Genomic DNA, 16,060 nt, shown 5'->3' with positions numbered 1-16,060 from the left:
GAGCGGAGGCAGTCAGGGGCGGCTTGAGCCGTCCCCGGCTGCGGTGGTGGCAGGGTTCGCGGGAGGCCGTACAAGACCTCCCGTTCGATCAGGGAAGCGCCGGCTCTTCCTTCTCGCGTGCGTAGTGTCCGAGGAACGTGAAGGTTCCGTCGACCACCTGGTGAAGGAACAGGCCGTCCGTGTCGTAAGCCCCTCCGCTGGCGACGGAGTAGGCGAGTGTGCGGGTGATGCCGTGGTAACGGATCTCCTGGGCACGCCGGACGACGGATCCCCGGTCCGTCACGACGTCCTGCCCGTCTGCCAAGGCTTCGGCGATGAAGAGAACCGCGTCGTAGGCCTCTGCGGACCACCAGGGAGGTGTCGTGCGAAACCTCTCGTGATAAGCCATCGTGAACGTCTTGGCGGCAGGCGTGTCGGCGGCGTCGACGAACGGGGTGACGAACACCCACCCCTCTGCTGCGGCGGCCGCGGCCTGCAGAAACTCCGTACCGAAGCCGTGGCGAATGCCCATGCGCACGCCGGTGTACGCCGTCGAGGCGAGTGCCCGGCTGAGGGCAGCGGTTCGCCGCTGGTCACCGGTGAACACCACCGCGTCGGCGCGAGCTGCCTTCACCTCGGCGGCGAGGCCCTCGGGGTCCATGGTCTGCCCGACGGCCCTGACGTCGGCCGTACGTCCGCCGTTCCGCAGTGCTCTGGCGATCTGCCGGCACACGTTCCAGCTCATGTCGCCCTGTGTCCGGTCGTCGAGGAGGACCACCCTGCGGGCTGCGGCGGTGCGTGTCAGATACCTGAAGCAGGGGGCCGCCATCAGTTGGTCGTGGGGCCGGACGTGGATGAAGGCGCGGGGAGTCATGTCCCCGGTGATTCTGCTGTTGGCGTCGGCGCCTGGCGACACGGCCACCGTCGGCAGCGATGCCCGGTGATACGTGAGAACGCTGGCGAGCGCGCAGTCGTCGGTCGTCGGACCGAGGACCGCCCGGATCGAGGAGTCGGCGACGAGCCGCTGGGCGAGTTCGGCCGCGCGGGACGGGACTCCACCGTCGTCGTGGTCGGTCAGGGCGAGCCGGAACGGCCTCGACTGCTGGCGGTTGACCTGGTCGACGGCGATGCGTGCGCCGTTGCGCTGAGCCTGTCCGGCGGCCTTGGCCTGTCCTGACAGATCGCCGTGGAAGGCCAGGACCAGCACCGGCCGCTTCCGTGTCCCGCCGCCACTCTCCCCGCGGGTTCCGGCCCGCCTCCAGGCCCACCACAGCGCACCGGTGCCGGCTGCACCGACTCCAGCGGCGCTGCCGAGGAAACGCCGGCGGGTGACGCCAGTCGGTGCTCCGATGGCTGACGGCACAGCGGTGACCGTCTCGGCGTCCGAGAGGTTCGTCCGTGGGGACGGGGGCGGGACCTCGGTCGTCTCGGCGGCAGCAGCTATGCGCAGCACCTGGGCCGACCGGTCGGCGATGAGGCGGACGACCGGTTCGGGCAGCCATGGCTCGACGCTGTCCTGGCCCGAGTCGAGGGCCGCGCGCACGGCCGCAGGGGCGGGGCGCTCCTGTGGCCCCTTGCCGAGGCAGGAAGTGAGCAGCGGGATCAACTCCGCCGGCACGCCGTCGAGGTCGGGCTCGTCGGCCACGGTGCGCAGCAGCGCGGCGGCTGCGAGGCCGCCGCCGAAGGGACGCACGCCGGCCGCTGCATAGGCGAGGACGCAGCCCAGGGAGAACACGTCACTGGGCGGGCCGATCTCCGTGCGTCGGGCCCGGGCCTGTTCGGGAGAGAGGAACCCCGGTGAACCGACGACCATCCCGCTGGAGGTGAGGGCCGTGCTGTCGGAGGAGCGGGCGATCCCGAAGTCGATCAGGCGGGGGCCGTCCACAGCGAGCAGGACATTGCCCGGCTTTACATCACGGTGCACCAGACCGGCCCGGTGCACCGCCTCCAGTGCCTCGGCCAACCGTGAACCCAGGACGCGGACCGCGGGCAGCGGGAGCGGCCCGTGAAGTTCGACGGCCTCGGCGAGGGACGGGCCGGGGACGAAGGCGGTTGCCAGCCACGGCTCCCGGGCATCCGGGTCCGCGTCCAGAAGGGGCACCACCCAGCGGCTGACCACCCCCCGGGCAGATTCGATCTCCCGGCGGAACCGTGCCCGGAAGTCCTCGTCATCGGCGTGGGCCGCATGGATGACCTTGACCGCCGTGACCGCCCCGGAAGGTGAGCGAGCGAGGTAGACGACACCCATGCCGCCCGCCCCGAGACGGGAGACAGCGCGGAACGGACCCACTCGGACGGGGTCGGTGGGGCGCAGCGGACGCATCAGGACGGGGCCTTGAGCGGAGCCGGGCCGTCACACCGGAAGGCGCCGCCTTCGACGCGCCAGGTGAAGACTCCGTTGTCGGCGCCGAGGGTGAGCTCCCCCGTCTTGTCGCTGAAGGCGAACTTCTTGGTGATGCCCTGGTACGGGGTGCTGCGGACCGTCGCCAGGAGGGCAGCCCGGGTGGGGCGGGGAGTGCTCAGCCTCCGCAGTCCGGCGAGGAACATGTTGGCCACGTCGTACGCCTCGGCGGAATACCATGAGGGCGCTTCTCGGAAGCGCCGTTTGTGCGCGGTGGTGAATTCCGCCCCACCGGTCAGCAGCGCCGGGTCGGCAGCCGGAGCCACCGCGACCCAGCCCTCGGCGGCTCCCTCCGCAGCGATGAGGAACTGTTCGTCGAGAAGAGGCTGGGCGCACACGCGTGCTCCTGTGAAGCCGCGGGTCTGGAGCACCTTGGCGACCAGGGCTGCCCGGTCGGGGTAGCCGGCGAAGACGACGGAGTCGGCGCCCGCGGCGAGCAGGGTGGCGACGGGCTGCCGGAAATCACTGCGCAGGGCGCTGACGACCTCGGGCACCTGGGGATGTCCGTCCTGGTGGAGCGCCTTGCTGAGGGTGCTGCTGATCTCCCAGGCGTGGTGGTCGGCCGCGCGGTCGTCGAGGATGCCGATCCGCTGTGACTTGGCGGACCCGCGCAGGTGGACATTGAGGTAGAAGGCGAGGACGGTGTCCGGGACGCGAGCGTGCAGGAAGGACCGGTATCCCTGGAGGGTGAGGACGATGGAGCCGGGAGAGACGGCGACCACGGGCATCAGAGCCGTGTCGTATGCCGCCAGGGAGGCTTCCGCGGTGGCGTCGGTGGTGGGACCGACGACGGCGAGGACCGTGGCGTCCGCTGCGAGTCTCTTTGCGACGCGTAGCGCGGCCTGCGGGTCTCCCCCGTCGTCCTCAGCTCTGACGGCGAGCGTGTAGGGCCGACCGCCACGGGCGTTGAAGCGCTCCACAGCGAGTCGCAGTCCGCGTTCCTGAGCCCGGCCTGTCGTCTTGTCGGCGCCGCTCAGGTCGGCGTGCAAGGCGAGGGTGTACTGAGGGCGGCGTTTGCTTCCCGTCGGTGCGGCATCGTCGCGATCCATGGCCGTCCACAGCGCCGTGCCGCCGCCCGCCACCACCAGGGCACAACCTCCGGCAAAAGTCAGGAAGCGTCGCCTCGTCGTGCCGCCGTGCCCGTGGGCACCGGTCCCGTTCGCGGCGGTGGGGACCGCGCGCCCGGGTTCGCGAGGGCCTCGTTCATCCCGCGTACCGGCGGCCACCTCGTCAGCCGCCTTCGCCGAGACCTCGGTGTCGTCGATACCGGGCAGACCGAGCGCGGCGCTGGAGCGCTCGGCGATGAGGCGGAGCACCGGCTCCGGGAGCCATCGGACGGGTTCCTCCACGTCCGCGTCGCCGTCCGTCAGGACCTGGTGGATCTCGGCGGCGGTCGGGCGGAGCCGCGGATCCTTCGCCAGGCACCGGCTGACCACACCGGCCACTTCGTGTGGTACACCGGCGGTGTCGGCGGTGTCGTGCACGGTGCGGTAGAGCAGCGCGTCGACCGGTCCGGTGCCGAATGGATGCCTGCCGGTGGCCGCGTACACCAGTACGCAGCCCAGGGAGAACACGTCACCGGCCGGTCCCACCACGGGCAGGTCCTGGCTGCCGGCCTGTTCAGGTGCCAGGTAACCGGGCGTGCCGACCACCACCCCGGCGGCGGTGAGGGCAGTGTCCTCGGGTGCGCGGGCGATGCCGAAGTCGATCAGCCGGGGACCGTCAGGAGCGAGAAGGACATTGCCGGGCTTCAGATCCCGGTGCACCAGCGCACCGGCATGGAGCTGGTCGAGCGCCTCGGCCAGACGCGCCCCCAGCACCCGCAGCCCGCGCGGCCGCAGCGGCCCGTGCAGGGCCACGGCTTCCGCGAGCGACGGCCCCGGTACGAACTCGGTGGCCAGCCAGGGTTCGTCGGCATCCGGGTCCGCGTCGACCAGGCCCACGGCCCAGCGGCTGGTGACCTGCCGGGCAACCTCCGTCTCACGCCGGAACCGCTCCCGGAAGCCCGCGTCGTCGGCGTATTCGCCCTGGATGACCTTGAGTGCGGCCAGCACCCCGCCAGGCGTACGCGCCAGGTAGACGACACCCATACCGCCCTCGCCGAGCCGCCCGATCAGCCGATGTCCCGCGATGCGTGCGGGGTCGGACACGCGCAGAGGGTCCATCAGCTGTCCCGTCCCGTCCGTTGCTCGACGCGTTCCGCCATCTGGGGCAGCGACTGGGTGACCCAGCTGCTCAGTTGCTCGGCCGCGTAGCCCCTGGCCCCCTTCACCGACACACCGAAGGTGACGGTGCCGACCCGTGCGACGCTCCAGATGTAGGGGTGGGTCCCCTCACGTGTCACGTACGTGCCTTGCTCGTAGACGCTGTCGTCCGCCCACTGCTGGCCGCGCGAGCCGAAGGGCGTCCCGGTCGAGCCCAGTTCCGTCAGACGCTCGCCGGGCCGGATCTCCTGCTCCCGGCAGCGCAGTACCTCCTCGAGAGTGGTCGACAATTGTTCGTCGGCGCCGAGCGCGGAGGTGTGGACAGTCGCCACGGCGGTCACCCGGACCGTGCCCTTCTGGCCCCGGCCCGGCAGTTCGGCATACCGGGAAAGCGATGCCAGTACCCCGGGTGGCAACGGCTCGCGTTGCCACCGGCAACCCTCGTCCAGCACGGCCACGGTGCGCGGTCGGCTTTCGGCGACCGCTTGCGGTACGAAATCCGGCCCCCAGTCAGACGGTCGCAGGACGACGTCGTCCACCAGGGACTCTCCCTGCTCGGCACGTTTCGGCAACCGGTCCGGATCAGCCTCGAACGGTTCGGCGGGGGGAGTGCCACGCTCGCGCGAGACCGGCGGTGAAGGAGACGGGGAGCTGCCGGCACCGGCTCCGGCCGCTCCCCCCGAACAGCCGGCGAGCAGTGCTGTGGCCACCGGAACGGTGACTGCGCCGTTCACCCAACTACGTTTCCACGTCTGTCGTTTCTCGCTCGGCATGCGCCCCCCTCGAAGCCGTTTGGCTTGTCCGGGGGGAATCGTACCGACGGCGAGGCGAGGCGAGGCCCTGCCGCCCGATTCGCCGTATCGCTGCATGCGTCGACGGGGCCGCCCGGCGGATGCCCGGTCCCTGCGGGTCGATCGGCGACGGTCTCCCGGCCTTGGTGAGAGGGCAAGTGTCGTGAGCGTGGCGTCGAGGCCGCCCCCCGTGGCGGCTGGCAATGGCCCTCTCGGCTGCGTCCCCGCCTCCGACCGCCCACCCGGTGACCACAAGGGCGCTACCGCGGTTCCCTGGGGGGCCGGCCCGAGTGACCCACGCGAGCACTGGACTCGGTCAAGTCGCCGGGCCGAGGTAGCTGACGTCCCAGAGTGCGAAGATCGGCCCGTGCGGCGTCCAGGCCGTGCAGAACGGCCTGGAACGAAGCACGGATCTCCTGCACCGGATCGCCCCGGAGGGAGCCGTCGGGGTTCGGGGCGGGGAATTCCATACCCGCTGCGCCTGGGACGACATCGCCAAGGGCTCCTTCGGGCACCCGGACGTCCCGCCGAGGCGACGGGGGTGCTCAAGGCGAGCAGTGGGTCGGGGCGGACCGGTGCGGGGGAACCGGTCACGAGCGCGCTCAGGGGTCTTGAGCTGACCCGGACCCTCCTGGCGCGTGTGCCGGCCGACAGGTACCCGCACCTGGCCGAGCTGACGGTCGACCCCGCACAGCCTCTTGACAGACCTCGTCCTCACGGGTGGGGTCTCCCCCGCCGGTCGCCACGTCATGGAGGCTCTTGAGAACCTGCTGCGGTGACGGGGCAGGTGCACCATCCGCCTCGGGCTTCGCCTGCCGGAGGCCGGAAATCGGGCGAGGAGAACTGGAGGGGCGGGCCGTCGCAGACGCACCGACCGTGCCCGCCCCACCAGGAAGAGGACCCTTCCGTGAAAACCCTGGAACCCGCGCACGCCGCGGCCGCCGACCGGGCGCAGGCGGCATCGTCCGCGGCCTCCGCGATGCCCCCGCGTCCGTCGCGCGGCAACCGCGACCGGCTGCACGGCCTGTTGATGTCGGCCCCGGCCGTCGGCGGGCTGATCGCCTTCGTCGGCATACCCTTCGGCTATGCCGTGGTGCTCTCCTTCTACAACGTCCGCCTCGGCTCGCCGCTGGACCCCACCTTCTTCGGCGTGGAGCACTACCGGCGGCTGTTCACCGATCCCGATCTGTCCGGCCCGTTCCTTTGGGCGCTGCTGAACAACCTGACCTTCGCCGCGGTCGTCGTACCGCTCTAGACGGGTCTCGCGCTGGTACTGGCGATCCTGCTCAACCGTAAGCTGAAGGCCATCGGCCTGTTCCGGTCCTTCTTCTTCATGCCGGTGGTCTTCCCGATGGCCCTGGTCGCCGTGATCCGGCGGCTGAGCCTCGCCCGAAGCGAGCAGGGCATGCTCAACTCCCTGTTGAATGCGGTGAGTCTCGGCAACTGGGGCGCCTTCGACTGGCTCGGTGACGGTCTCACCGCGATGGGATCGGTCATCGTGCTGTCGGTGTGGCAGGGCGTCGGCTTCCAGATGGTCATCCTGCTGGCCGGCCTCCAGCAGATCCCGGGTGATCTCTACGAGGCATCCCAACTGGACCGGGCCTCGCGCTGGCAGCAGTTCCGTCACGTCACCCTGCCCGGCATCCGCGGCACCCTCGTGTTCGTCGCGATGCTGACCTCGGTCCTGTCCTTCCGGGTCTTCGACCAGGTGTACATCCTCATCCGCGGCGCAGGCCTGGAGAGGATGCCACGCGGACGGTGATGTACCAGGCCGTCACCACGGCCTTCGACCAGAACGACATCGGCCAGGCCTCGGCCGTCACGGTGGTGTTCTTCCTGATCGTCGTCGGCCTGACGATCGTCCAGCGACGCGTCGTCCGGCCCGACCACGAGGACTGACTCCCATGGCCCTGACCCGTACGCCCGTACGCCGCCTCCTCGACTACGCCGTGCTGAGCGTCCTTGCGTTCGTCTTCGCCCTCCCCGCGCTCTATCTCTTCCTCGGCAGCCTCAAGCCGTCCGACGAGGTCCTGAACGGCCTGTCCGGCTTCCTGCCCACCCACCCTCCTTCGACAACTACGCCGCTGTCCTCGACAGCCTCAGTTCCGACAGCACCGGATACTTCTGGCAGTTCATGGGTGTGTCGGTGCTGCTGTCGTTCGTCGTGGTGACGGGTGGGCTGATCGTCAACTCATTGGCGGCGTACGACTTGACGCGCCTGAAGTGGCGAGGGCAGAGAGCGGTGTTCACCCTCGTGCTGCTGCTGATGCTGATTCCGTTCGAGTCGGTGGCGGTGCCGCTCTTCTACATGTTCAACGACCAGCGCAACACCCTGTTGGTCCAGGCGCTGCCGTTCATCGCCAACGCCTTGGCCGTCTACCAGTTCCAAACGTTCTTCCGGAAGATTCCGCCGAGCATCGAGGAGGCGGCCCGGCTGGACGGCGCGGGGCCCTGGCGCACCTTCTTCGCGATCATCGTGCCGATGTCCAGGCCGGTGTTCGCCTCGGTCGCCATCCTCACGTTCCTCGTCCAGTGGGGCTCCTTCCTGTGGCCCGTGCTGATGGTCTCCGACCCGTCCGTGCGCCCCCTCCCCCTGGAAATGAGTGTCTTCCAGGGGCAGCAGCCCCCCCGACTGGGGAGAGATCCTCGCCTTCGGTGTCCTGCTCGTCCTGCCGGTCCTCGTCGTCTTCGCCTTCTTCCAGCGCTGGTTCGTCCAGGGGGTCGCCAGTTCCGCCGTCAAGGGCTGACCGCCCCCCTCGTGGCGGGGCGGCAGGATCCCCGACCGCCGGCCGGATGGGATGCGGCGTGGGCGTGGAAGCGCGACGATGGACTGGTGGCGCGGCGCGATCACCACCTGGGGGTCGGGAGTCGCCATGCCCGTTCACACGATTCGCCCGGACGTCCGCGTTCTCAATGACAGTCTCGAGGTGCCCGGGATCGGGCACCTACCGGTGAACGCCTTCGTGTTGTTCGCCTCCCAGCCCGTTGTCGTCGACACCGGGCTCGGGCTCGCCGACCGGAACTTCCTGGAGACCGTCGGTTCCGTTCTCGACCCCGCCGATGTGCGGTGGATCTGGCTGACGCACCCGGACCGGGACCACACGGGCGGCATCTTCGATCTGCTGATCGCGGCGCCCGCCGCCCGTGTCGTGACCACGTTCCTCTCCGCCGGACTGATGTCCTGCGAGCGTCCGCTCCCGCTCGATCGCCTGCATCTGATCAACCCCGGGCAGACCCTGGACGTCGGCGACCGCACCCTCACGGCGTTCAGGCCACCGCTGTACGACAACCCCGGAACCGTCGGCTTCTTCGACGACCGGACAGGGGTCTGCTTCAGCTCCGACTGCTTCGGCGGGCCGATGTCCACCGCCGAACTGGCGCGGGCCGATGACGTCGGCGCGGTCGGCGAGGACGATCTGCGAGAAGCGCAGCTGTTGTGGGCCACGGTCGACAGCCCGTGGATCCAGAACGTGGATGAACACAAGTTTGCCGACAGCTTCGAGCCGGTACGGCGGAGGGAGCCGGAGCTCGTCCTCTCCACTCATCTGCCGCCGGCCCCCGGAATCACCGGCGCGATGGTCGACAGGCTGAGTTCGGCGGCCGGGGCGCCGGCCTTCGTGGGGCCGGACCAGGCCGCCCTGGAGCGCATGCTGGCCGGGTTCGAGCCCAGTGGCGGCGGGCTGCCGGTGCCCGGCGCCCCGGGATGACACACCTCGTCCCTGCGACGGGGTCAGACCTTCTCCCGCTTCCACACCCGGCGCACCCGGTTGCCGGCGTCGGCGTGGACCGTCCGCGCGTCACGGCCGACGTGCGCGTTCATCGCCGATCGCAGCCGGTGCCGGAAGGTGAGCCCCGGGGCCGGCCCTGCCTTGGCGGACCGCTCGCGCACGTCGGCCTCCGTGCACAGCACGTCCCACACCCGGTCGGGACACTGCCCGCGCCGCCAGAGGAAGTCGCAGTACGGGACGTGCCGGATCTCCAGGCTCAGCCAGCCGTCCTTGTTCAGTACGCCCTTCCACTCGGACAGACGGAGCTTCAGGTAGCCACGCCGCCGACCGGACTTGTCGACGCTGGTGACGCCCAGTACGCGGACGAAGCCGGGGGTCCGCTCCAGCACGACGACCGGACGCTCCTTGTAGGTGTTGTCGTCGTGGGTGAGCTCGGCGGTCCACACGTCGCCGACGGCCGGTGGCCAGTCGGTGACTCCGGGGGGCGCGGAACGTGCCGGCGGTCCGGTCCTCAGCCAGCGCGCCAGCCGGACGGCCGCGGCCACCGCGCAGCCGGCGGCCAGCCCCGCCAGCGCCCACCACAGCACCGCGAGCAGCATCGCTCCGGCGGTGGCCTCGTCCGGATCGGGAAGGAGCGCGCCGCCGATGTGACGGATCCAGTACGCGGTCGCGGCGGCCAGGAGTGCCTTCCACAGCGCCGTCCACAACAGGAGCAGCGGGAAGTAGCCGTGGTCGACGGTCCGCAGCAGCCCCAGGACGGCGGCGGTCGTCGCGTAGACCACGGTCACCCCGGCCAGGGGCTGCTCACCCATCACCGCATCCAATGCTGTCATGACCACGGCCAGTGCACCGCAGAGGCCCACCGCCCGTGCCGCCACGAGCAGCCGGTTCGCCGTGATCCGCACGGGCGCCACCATCCGAACCATCGGCCGGGCGACCAGCACGCACAGCAGGAGCAAGGCCCCGCACAGCCAGGTGTTCCTGGTGCCGGTGAAGCCGACGCGAGCACCGGGAACATGAGCACCCAGATCGCCCAGGAGCCGAGCCCCACCGCCAACGGCGCCCCCACCGCGTACGAGGGTGTCGACCGCATCGACCTCAGCCGTGGCGGCTGTGTCCCTCCCATCAGCGGCGTGCTCAGACACACCAGAAGTACGGCGCCTACCGGAATCGCGTGCACGTTCCCCCCGTTCTCTTCGCTGCCGGCAGCATGGCCCGCAACGGGCGTGCCCCGGTGTCGTTTCACTCTCCCGTCCCCGCGCGGGCGGTCGGTCTGGTAAAGCGATCAGGTCGGCACCAGGGCGTCGGTCTCCGGCAGGCCGCTGCTGGGGGGACCTGCGGTGCCCGGATGGGGGGAGGTGCGGCTGCCGGACGCACGGGGTGCCCGGCTTGCCGCTCAGGCCCGGGGGTCCGGCCCCATCAGCTCGTCCAGAGGGGTCGTTTCCGCGTCTGCTTCGGAGCGGCGGTGACTCCTGCGGTGGGGCCTGCGACGGCTCCGGCGGTGGTGGTGTGCCGCGCCGTTCACCGCCGTGGCCAGGCCGAGGCAGAAGAGGAGCGCCAGGGCGAGGCCGGCGCAGAAGACGGCGAGCGTGTTCAGGGTGGCGATGTCGCGATCGAACAGCGACACGGCGTACTCGGGGCCACCCGACAGGTTGTCCGCGATGACCAGACCGGTGAAGGCGGCCGTCGCCGCGACGAGGAGCAGTCCGAGGAACAGCATCCCAGTCACCTCCTCCAGGGATGGGCGCTGCTGTCTCTGCGGATACCCGGAACCGGCACGGCGTACGACACCAGGGCTGGGCGGGGCTGGGAGGGAGGGGTGCCACCGGCGGGGCAGGGGCGTGCGGGAGATGGTGGTCGGGCGGTCGGGCGCGGTGAGCCGTGGGACTTCAGAACTCGGGCGTTCCCGTCACGTCCCGTCCGGTCCGCACCCGGTAGGAGATGCGCAGCCCTTGCGCCCCGGAAGCGCGGATGCTGCCCCAAGGGATGGTCTGCCCGGCCTTGAGTCCCGTGAAGTTGGGGTCCTCCACCACGTCCAGCTTCACGCCGTTGAGGCGCCGGCTCAGCGTCAGGGTGTCGCGGGGTTCCCTGATCTCGACCGTGCACCGTGTCGACACGGAGATGTCGAGCACTTCCAGTCCACTGGGGCCGATCGTGCGGACTTTGTCGCGGACCGCCATGGAGAGTCCTTTCGCCCGGAGACCGTCGGGGGACGGTCACTGCCGCCGAGTCTGCCCGCCGCCCGGCCCCGGCGCCCTTGTGCGACACACCGCCGGGACGGTGAGCCGTGGGTGATCCACGTCCGAACCGTCCGCGCAGCCGTGGGTGATCTCCAGTCCCCCGAACTGACCGGGCTCCCTCCACCACGGTTCACGGTCGCCTGGAGCTGTCGGACACGGCAGCACGGTCGCCGGAACGGCGTCGGCGCACCCGGGGCCGGCGAGCGGCGGTCGGACGGCACGCCGCGCGGGTCGGAGGTCACCGTCAGGGCCCCGACTCGTGGGTTCCCGGCCTGACCGTCGCCCGGTCGCACGAAGGCCGCCGACGGGGCTCGACCGCTCCGGTCCCGGCCCCGTCCACCCAGGTGCGGCCCGCGCCGCGACCGGACGCGGCCGGCGTCGTCCCTTGCCGGTGCTTCACGCCGCATCCTTCGGGCGGTCGGGTGCGCCATGTCCGGCCCGCCGGCCCCTGCGAGCCGGCCGAGGGTCCCGGCGCGGCTCGTGTGCCGAGCGGTCGCCGCCTCGGGCTCGTCGGGCCACGCCACCGCCGGTCGTCAAGGCCGCCGCACGCATGCCAGGTGACCCGGCTGCCGCCCGGAGGGTCATGTACCCGGCTGCCGCCCGGAGGGTCATGTACCCGGCTGCCGCCCGGAGGGTCATGTACCCGGCTGCCGCCCGGAGTGTGATGTCATCCCGCGGGCGGCCGCGGAGCCGTGCTCCGCTGCTGGCGGTGCACGGCCGCACTCCGATCCGCGCCTGGCGTCGGCAGGTGAAGGCGGCCGTCGACGACTTCGGCGATCCGGTCGGCGGCGGTGAGGTGGGTGCGGTCGTGCGTGACCAGGACGGTCGCGGTCGCTCGTCGGTGGGTGAGGCGGGTGATCAGGTCGATGACGGCGGCGCCGCGTGCGTGGTCGAGGGCGCTGGTGGGCTCGTCGACCAGGAGGACCGTGGGGTCGTTCATCAGGGCACGGGCGAGGTTGATGCGCTGGCGTTGACCACCGGAGAGCTGGTGCGGGCGGCGGCCGGCCTGGTCGGCCAGGCCGACCGCGTCGAGGAGCTCCAGGGCGCGGTTCCGGGCGGTGCGGGGTTCGCGTCCGTCGATCCGCGCCATGACCTGGAGTTGTTCGGCGGCGGTGAGGGAGGGCAGCAGGTTGGGCTGCTGGAACACGATGCCGATCTTGTGGCGGCGCAGTTCTGCCAGCTCGCCGCGGGTCAGGCCGGTGGTGGAGGTGCCGTCGATGGTGACGGTGCCGGCATCGGGGGTGATCAGGGTGGCGGCGACGGCCAGGAGGCTGGACTTGCCGGAGCCGGAGGGGCCGACCACGGCGGTGAGGCTGCCCTTGGAAACCTGCAGGGAGACCCGGTCGAGAGCAGTAAGGCGCGTGTCGCCGTCGGGGTAGGTGAGGGTGATGCCGGTCAGTGTCAGGGTCATCGGACGCTCCCCAGGGCGGTCAACGGGTCGACGGAGGTGATGCGGCAGACGGACACGCCGGCCCCGAGGACGCCGAGCAGCATCATCACGGCCGCGGGAAGCAGCACGGTTGCGGGGGTGAGGAGGAAGGGCACGGCCGAGTCGTCCATGGCAGCGCCGAGTGCGGCGGCGATGCCGGTGCCCAGCAGCGTGCCGCCGGCGAGCAGGACGACGGCCTGCCCCAGGGCGTCCTTGAGGAGGTGCGCGGTGGAGGCGCCGAGCGCCTTGAGCACGGCGACGTCACCGCTGCGCTGAATGGTCCAGACGGTGAAGAAGGCGCCGACGACGAGGGCGGAGATGGCGAACAGGAAGCCCCGCATCGTCTGCAGGGAGCCGTTCTCGGACGTGTAGGAGCCGATAGCGGACAACGAGTCGTCGAGGGCGACCGTCCGGGTGCCGGCCCGGCGGTCGGTGGCCGGCACGTCGACCCCGGCGTTGGTGTTCAGGGCGATGACGGTGGCGGCGGGAGCCCCGCCGTCGACCGCGGGTGGTACGGCCCTCCGCCAGACGTCGAGGTGGATCCAGACGATCGGGGTGTGACTGAAAGAGGCGTCGCCCCGGACGGCGGCCACCTCGAGCTGCTGCCCGGCCAGGGTGAGGGCGTCGCCGGCCTTCACATCCAGGTCGTCGGCGGCCGCGGTGGACAGCACCACCCCGCTGTCACTGACGCTGACGCTGTCCGGGGTGAGGTGGGAGCCGGGCCGGACGCCGAAGGCGGAGACCCCGGAGCTCCTGTCCCCGGCGGTGGCCCTGGTGGTGGTGATCCCCAGTGGTTCGGCGCTTTCGACGCCGGGTGCCCGGGACCACTCCTGCCACTGCTGCTCGGTGACTGCGGAGTTGGCGTACGACGGGTCCTGGCCGCCGCGGGGAGCCTGGAAGGCGATCCGGTCGACGGGCAGGGACGTGATGGCGGAGACGTTCTGTCGGCCCAGTCCGGCCGTCAGCCCCGACAGCAGCCCGACCAGCAGGGTGATCAGCACGATGACAGTCCCCATCAGGGCGAACCGCCCCTTGGCGAACTGCAGGTCTCTCCAGGCGACGAACACGGCTCCGGCCTGTCCTCTCATCGGTGGAAGCGGTACGACTCCACCGTCGCCGCTCCCCCCGCGTGTGCGCGTCCGGCGCGGGACGGCACTTCGCGGCACGGAAGGCGGCAACCCAGTTCCACCTTTCGATGGAGGTCCCTCGGGTGCCTGCCTCCGTAACCTGGGACGCACTGTGAACACCGCTGCCCCCGCCCCGACCCCGACCACCCGGGCCCTGGCCTGGTGCCTGCACCTGCTGATCGTCGGCCTGCTCGCCCTGGCCGCCGGTCGGGCCGTGGCCGACGGCCCCTCCCACGCCGGAACGGTCGTCGCCGCGGCCGCGGCCTGCGCCGCGGTGTACGCCGCCGGTCCGCTCGTGCCCCGGGTGCGCCGCTCCCGTTCCGCCGCGGCCTGGTGGCTGGCCGCCGTGGGCGCCGTGTGGCTGGTGCTGCTGGCGCTGTCCCCCGACGGAGTGTGGGTGGCCTTCCCCCTGTACTTCCTCCAGCTCCACCTGCTGCCCCGGCGCGCGGGCCTCACCGCCGTGACGGTCACGGCGGTGGCGGCCGCCGTCGGCTTCGCCGCTCACCAGCACTCCTTCGGTCCGGCCATGGCGATCGGTCCCGCGCTCGGCGCCGCCGTCGCCGTCGCCGTGGTGTGGGGGTACCAGGCCCTGTACCGGGAGAGCGAACAGCGCAGACAGCTCATCGAGGAACTCACCACGACCCGCGCCGATCTGGCCGACGCCCAGCACAACGCGGGCGTACTCGCCGAACGCGAACGACTGGCGCGCGAGATCCACGACACCCTCGCCCAGGGCCTGTCCAGCATCCAGTTGCTGCTGCGCGCCGCCGAACGGGCCCTGCCCGCCCGGCCCGACGCCGCCGCCCGCCACATCGCCGCGGCCCGGCACGCGGCCGTGGACAACCTCGCCGAGGCCCGCCGATTCGTCGCCGCACTCGCTCCGCCCGCCCTGGACGGCACCACCCTCGCCGGGGCCCTGGAACGGCTGTGCGCCACCACCGGCGCCCACCATCGCCTCAACGTGTGCTTCCGGCTCACCGGCGACCCCGTACCGCTGACGACCGCACACGAGGTCGCCCTCCTGCGCATGGCGCAGTCCGCCCTCGCCAACACCGTCCGCCACGCCGGCGCCACCACCGCCGAGGTCGTCCTCGGCTACCTCGGCGACGGCGTTGCCCTCGACATCGTCGACGACGGACACGGCTTCGACCCGGAACAGCTGCCCGCCCGCCATCCCGAGAGCGGCGGCTTCGGCCTGGCGGCCATGCGCACCCGCCTGAGTGCCCTCGGTGGCACTCTGACCGTCACATCCGCCCCCGGCCGCGGCACCGTCCTGGCTGCCCGGCTCCCCCTCGCCCCGCCCACCCCGTCCGAGACAGAGTCCGAGGCCCGCCCATGAGCGACGACGCGTCCATCCGACTTCTGCTGGCCGACGACCACCCGGTCGTACGCGCCGGGCTGCGCGCCGTACTGGAGACCGAACCCGGCCTCGTCATCGTGGCCGAGGCGGCCACCGCCGAGGAGGCGGTCGCTCGCGCCGCGGAGGGGGACATCGACGTCGTGCTGATGGACCTGCAGTTCGGCAAGGGCATGGGCGGTGCCGAGGCCACCGCCCGGATCACCTCCCGGCCGGGCGCGCCCCGCGTCCTCGTCGTCACCACCTACGACTCCGACGCCGACACCCTGCCCGCCATCGAGGCCGGTGCCACCGGCTACCTTCTGAAGGACGCCCCGCCCGAGGATCTGGCCGCCGCGGTACGCACGGCGGCCACCGGCCGGGCCACCCTCGCCCCCACGGTCGCGGACCGGCTGATGAACCGGCTGCGCACGCCGGGCACCGCCCTGACCCGGCGCGAGACCGAGGTCCTCGCCCTCGTCGCCGAGGGCTTGTCCAACCAGGCCATCGGCCGCCGTCTCCACCTGACCGAGGGCACCGTCAAATCGCATCTGGTCCGCATATACGTCAAGCTCGGCGTCGACTCGCGCACCGCCGCGGTCGCCACCGCGACCGGCCTCGGTTTCATCCGCCGCTGACCCGGGCGGCTGCGACGACCGTTGCGTGAGCGGCCGGCCCCGGGAGCGGCGCCGGCCGTCGGCTCGCAGGGGCGCTCGCGCTCTCCCGGGCCCGATCGCCCCCGTGCGTGACGATCACCGGCTCACCCGTCGGCGCCGGAGTGTCCGGCCATCGTTTTCCGGCCAACCTCTATCCAGATGGCTCGTC

Annotated in this window: 17 protein-coding genes; 9 read left to right on the top strand and 8 right to left on the bottom strand. The window is 71.7% G+C overall.

Translation table 11 applies throughout. From position 1 onward, the window contains the following. Window positions 1-88: 88 nt before the first annotated feature. From ACFYOV_RS17650 to ACFYOV_RS17640, 3 genes are read right to left on the bottom strand one after another with little or no spacing between them, the layout of a single operon-like run. A complete protein-coding gene (locus tag ACFYOV_RS17650; protein ID WP_389088635.1) occupies window positions 89-2,302 on the bottom strand; it encodes a bifunctional serine/threonine-protein kinase/ABC transporter substrate-binding protein in 2,214 nt (737 codons plus the stop codon). Next, entirely contained in the window at window positions 2,302-4,530 is a 2,229-nt protein-coding gene (locus tag ACFYOV_RS17645; protein ID WP_389088632.1) for a bifunctional serine/threonine-protein kinase/ABC transporter substrate-binding protein, read from the bottom strand. The genes ACFYOV_RS17650 and ACFYOV_RS17645 overlap by 1 nt, the downstream gene beginning before the upstream one ends. A 14-nt stretch (window positions 4,531-4,544) precedes the next feature. Further along, entirely contained in the window at window positions 4,545-4,916 is a 372-nt protein-coding gene (locus ACFYOV_RS17640; protein ID WP_389088630.1) for a hypothetical protein, read from the bottom strand. A 1,366-nt stretch (window positions 4,917-6,282) separates the two neighbouring features. Between ACFYOV_RS17640 and ACFYOV_RS17635 the strand changes: the two genes are divergently transcribed. The 6 genes from ACFYOV_RS17635 to ACFYOV_RS17610 are packed head-to-tail and all read left to right on the top strand — an operon-like array spanning window position 6,283 to window position 9,082. Further along, entirely contained in the window at window positions 6,283-6,630 is a 348-nt protein-coding gene (locus tag ACFYOV_RS17635) for a carbohydrate ABC transporter permease (protein ID WP_389088628.1), read from the top strand. Between the two features lie 12 nt (window positions 6,631-6,642). Beyond that, window positions 6,643-7,137, top strand: a complete 495-nt coding sequence (locus ACFYOV_RS17630; RefSeq protein ID WP_389088764.1) for a carbohydrate ABC transporter permease — start codon at window positions 6,643-6,645, stop codon at window positions 7,135-7,137. Next, on the top strand, window positions 7,134-7,274 hold the full coding sequence (locus tag ACFYOV_RS17625) for a hypothetical protein (RefSeq protein ID WP_389088626.1): 141 nt from the start codon (window positions 7,134-7,136) through the stop codon (window positions 7,272-7,274). Before ACFYOV_RS17630 ends, ACFYOV_RS17625 begins: the two co-directional genes overlap by 4 nt. 5 nt (window positions 7,275-7,279) lie before the next feature. Next, entirely contained in the window at window positions 7,280-7,546 is a 267-nt protein-coding gene (locus ACFYOV_RS17620) for a hypothetical protein (RefSeq protein WP_389088624.1), read from the top strand. Then, window positions 7,522-8,292, top strand: a complete 771-nt coding sequence (locus ACFYOV_RS17615) for a carbohydrate ABC transporter permease (RefSeq protein ID WP_389088621.1) — start codon at window positions 7,522-7,524, stop codon at window positions 8,290-8,292. Before ACFYOV_RS17620 ends, ACFYOV_RS17615 begins: the two co-directional genes overlap by 25 nt. After that, complete coding sequence (locus tag ACFYOV_RS17610) at window positions 8,249-9,082, top strand: MBL fold metallo-hydrolase (protein WP_389088619.1); 834 nt, start codon at window positions 8,249-8,251, stop codon at window positions 9,080-9,082. Before ACFYOV_RS17615 ends, ACFYOV_RS17610 begins: the two co-directional genes overlap by 44 nt. A 23-nt stretch (window positions 9,083-9,105) precedes the next feature. On the opposite strand, the gene ACFYOV_RS17605 is transcribed toward ACFYOV_RS17610, so the two are convergent. Next, window positions 9,106-9,936, bottom strand: coding sequence for a hypothetical protein (locus tag ACFYOV_RS17605; protein ID WP_389088616.1), 831 nt, complete (start codon window positions 9,934-9,936; stop codon window positions 9,106-9,108). On the opposite strand from ACFYOV_RS17605, the gene ACFYOV_RS17600 reads away from it, so the two are divergent. Beyond that, entirely contained in the window at window positions 9,935-10,123 is a 189-nt protein-coding gene (locus ACFYOV_RS17600; protein ID WP_389088614.1) for a hypothetical protein, read from the top strand. The two genes, ACFYOV_RS17605 and ACFYOV_RS17600, sit on opposite strands and share 2 nt — an antisense overlap. Window positions 10,124-10,499: 376 nt before the next feature. Here ACFYOV_RS17600 and ACFYOV_RS17595 read toward each other — a convergent pair whose 3' ends face one another. The 4 genes from ACFYOV_RS17595 to ACFYOV_RS17580 form a co-directional block, all read right to left on the bottom strand. Then, window positions 10,500-10,823 carry a hypothetical protein gene (locus tag ACFYOV_RS17595; protein ID WP_389088611.1) on the bottom strand — a complete coding sequence of 108 codons (324 nt, stop codon included), beginning with the start codon at window positions 10,821-10,823 and terminating at the stop codon, window positions 10,500-10,502. Window positions 10,824-10,992: 169 nt separating this feature from the next. After that, entirely contained in the window at window positions 10,993-11,283 is a 291-nt protein-coding gene (locus ACFYOV_RS17590; RefSeq protein ID WP_389088609.1) for a hypothetical protein, read from the bottom strand. 727 nt (window positions 11,284-12,010) lie between these two features. Continuing rightward, complete coding sequence (locus ACFYOV_RS17585) at window positions 12,011-12,754, bottom strand: ABC transporter ATP-binding protein (protein ID WP_389088607.1); 744 nt, start codon at window positions 12,752-12,754, stop codon at window positions 12,011-12,013. After that, window positions 12,751-13,839 (bottom strand): ABC transporter permease, encoded by a 1,089-nt coding sequence (locus ACFYOV_RS17580; protein ID WP_389088762.1) that lies wholly within the window; start codon window positions 13,837-13,839, stop codon window positions 12,751-12,753. The genes ACFYOV_RS17585 and ACFYOV_RS17580 overlap by 4 nt, the downstream gene beginning before the upstream one ends. 172 nt (window positions 13,840-14,011) lie before the next feature. On the opposite strand from ACFYOV_RS17580, the gene ACFYOV_RS17575 reads away from it, so the two are divergent. After that, a complete protein-coding gene (locus tag ACFYOV_RS17575) occupies window positions 14,012-15,238 on the top strand; it encodes a sensor histidine kinase (RefSeq protein ID WP_389088605.1) in 1,227 nt (408 codons plus the stop codon). Then, the gene (locus tag ACFYOV_RS17570) at window positions 15,235-15,873 is read left to right on the top strand and encodes a response regulator (protein WP_389088602.1); all 639 of its coding nucleotides are present in this window, start codon (window positions 15,235-15,237) and stop codon (window positions 15,871-15,873) included. The genes ACFYOV_RS17575 and ACFYOV_RS17570 overlap by 4 nt, the downstream gene beginning before the upstream one ends. Window positions 15,874-16,060 lie beyond the last annotated feature (187 nt).

The organism is Streptomyces sp. NPDC005931, assembly GCF_042871235.1.
Classification (GTDB): domain Bacteria; phylum Actinomycetota; class Actinomycetes; order Streptomycetales; family Streptomycetaceae; genus Streptomyces.
The sequence above is the reverse complement of the archived record's forward strand: the minus strand, read 5'-3'. Positions and strand labels throughout refer to the sequence as shown.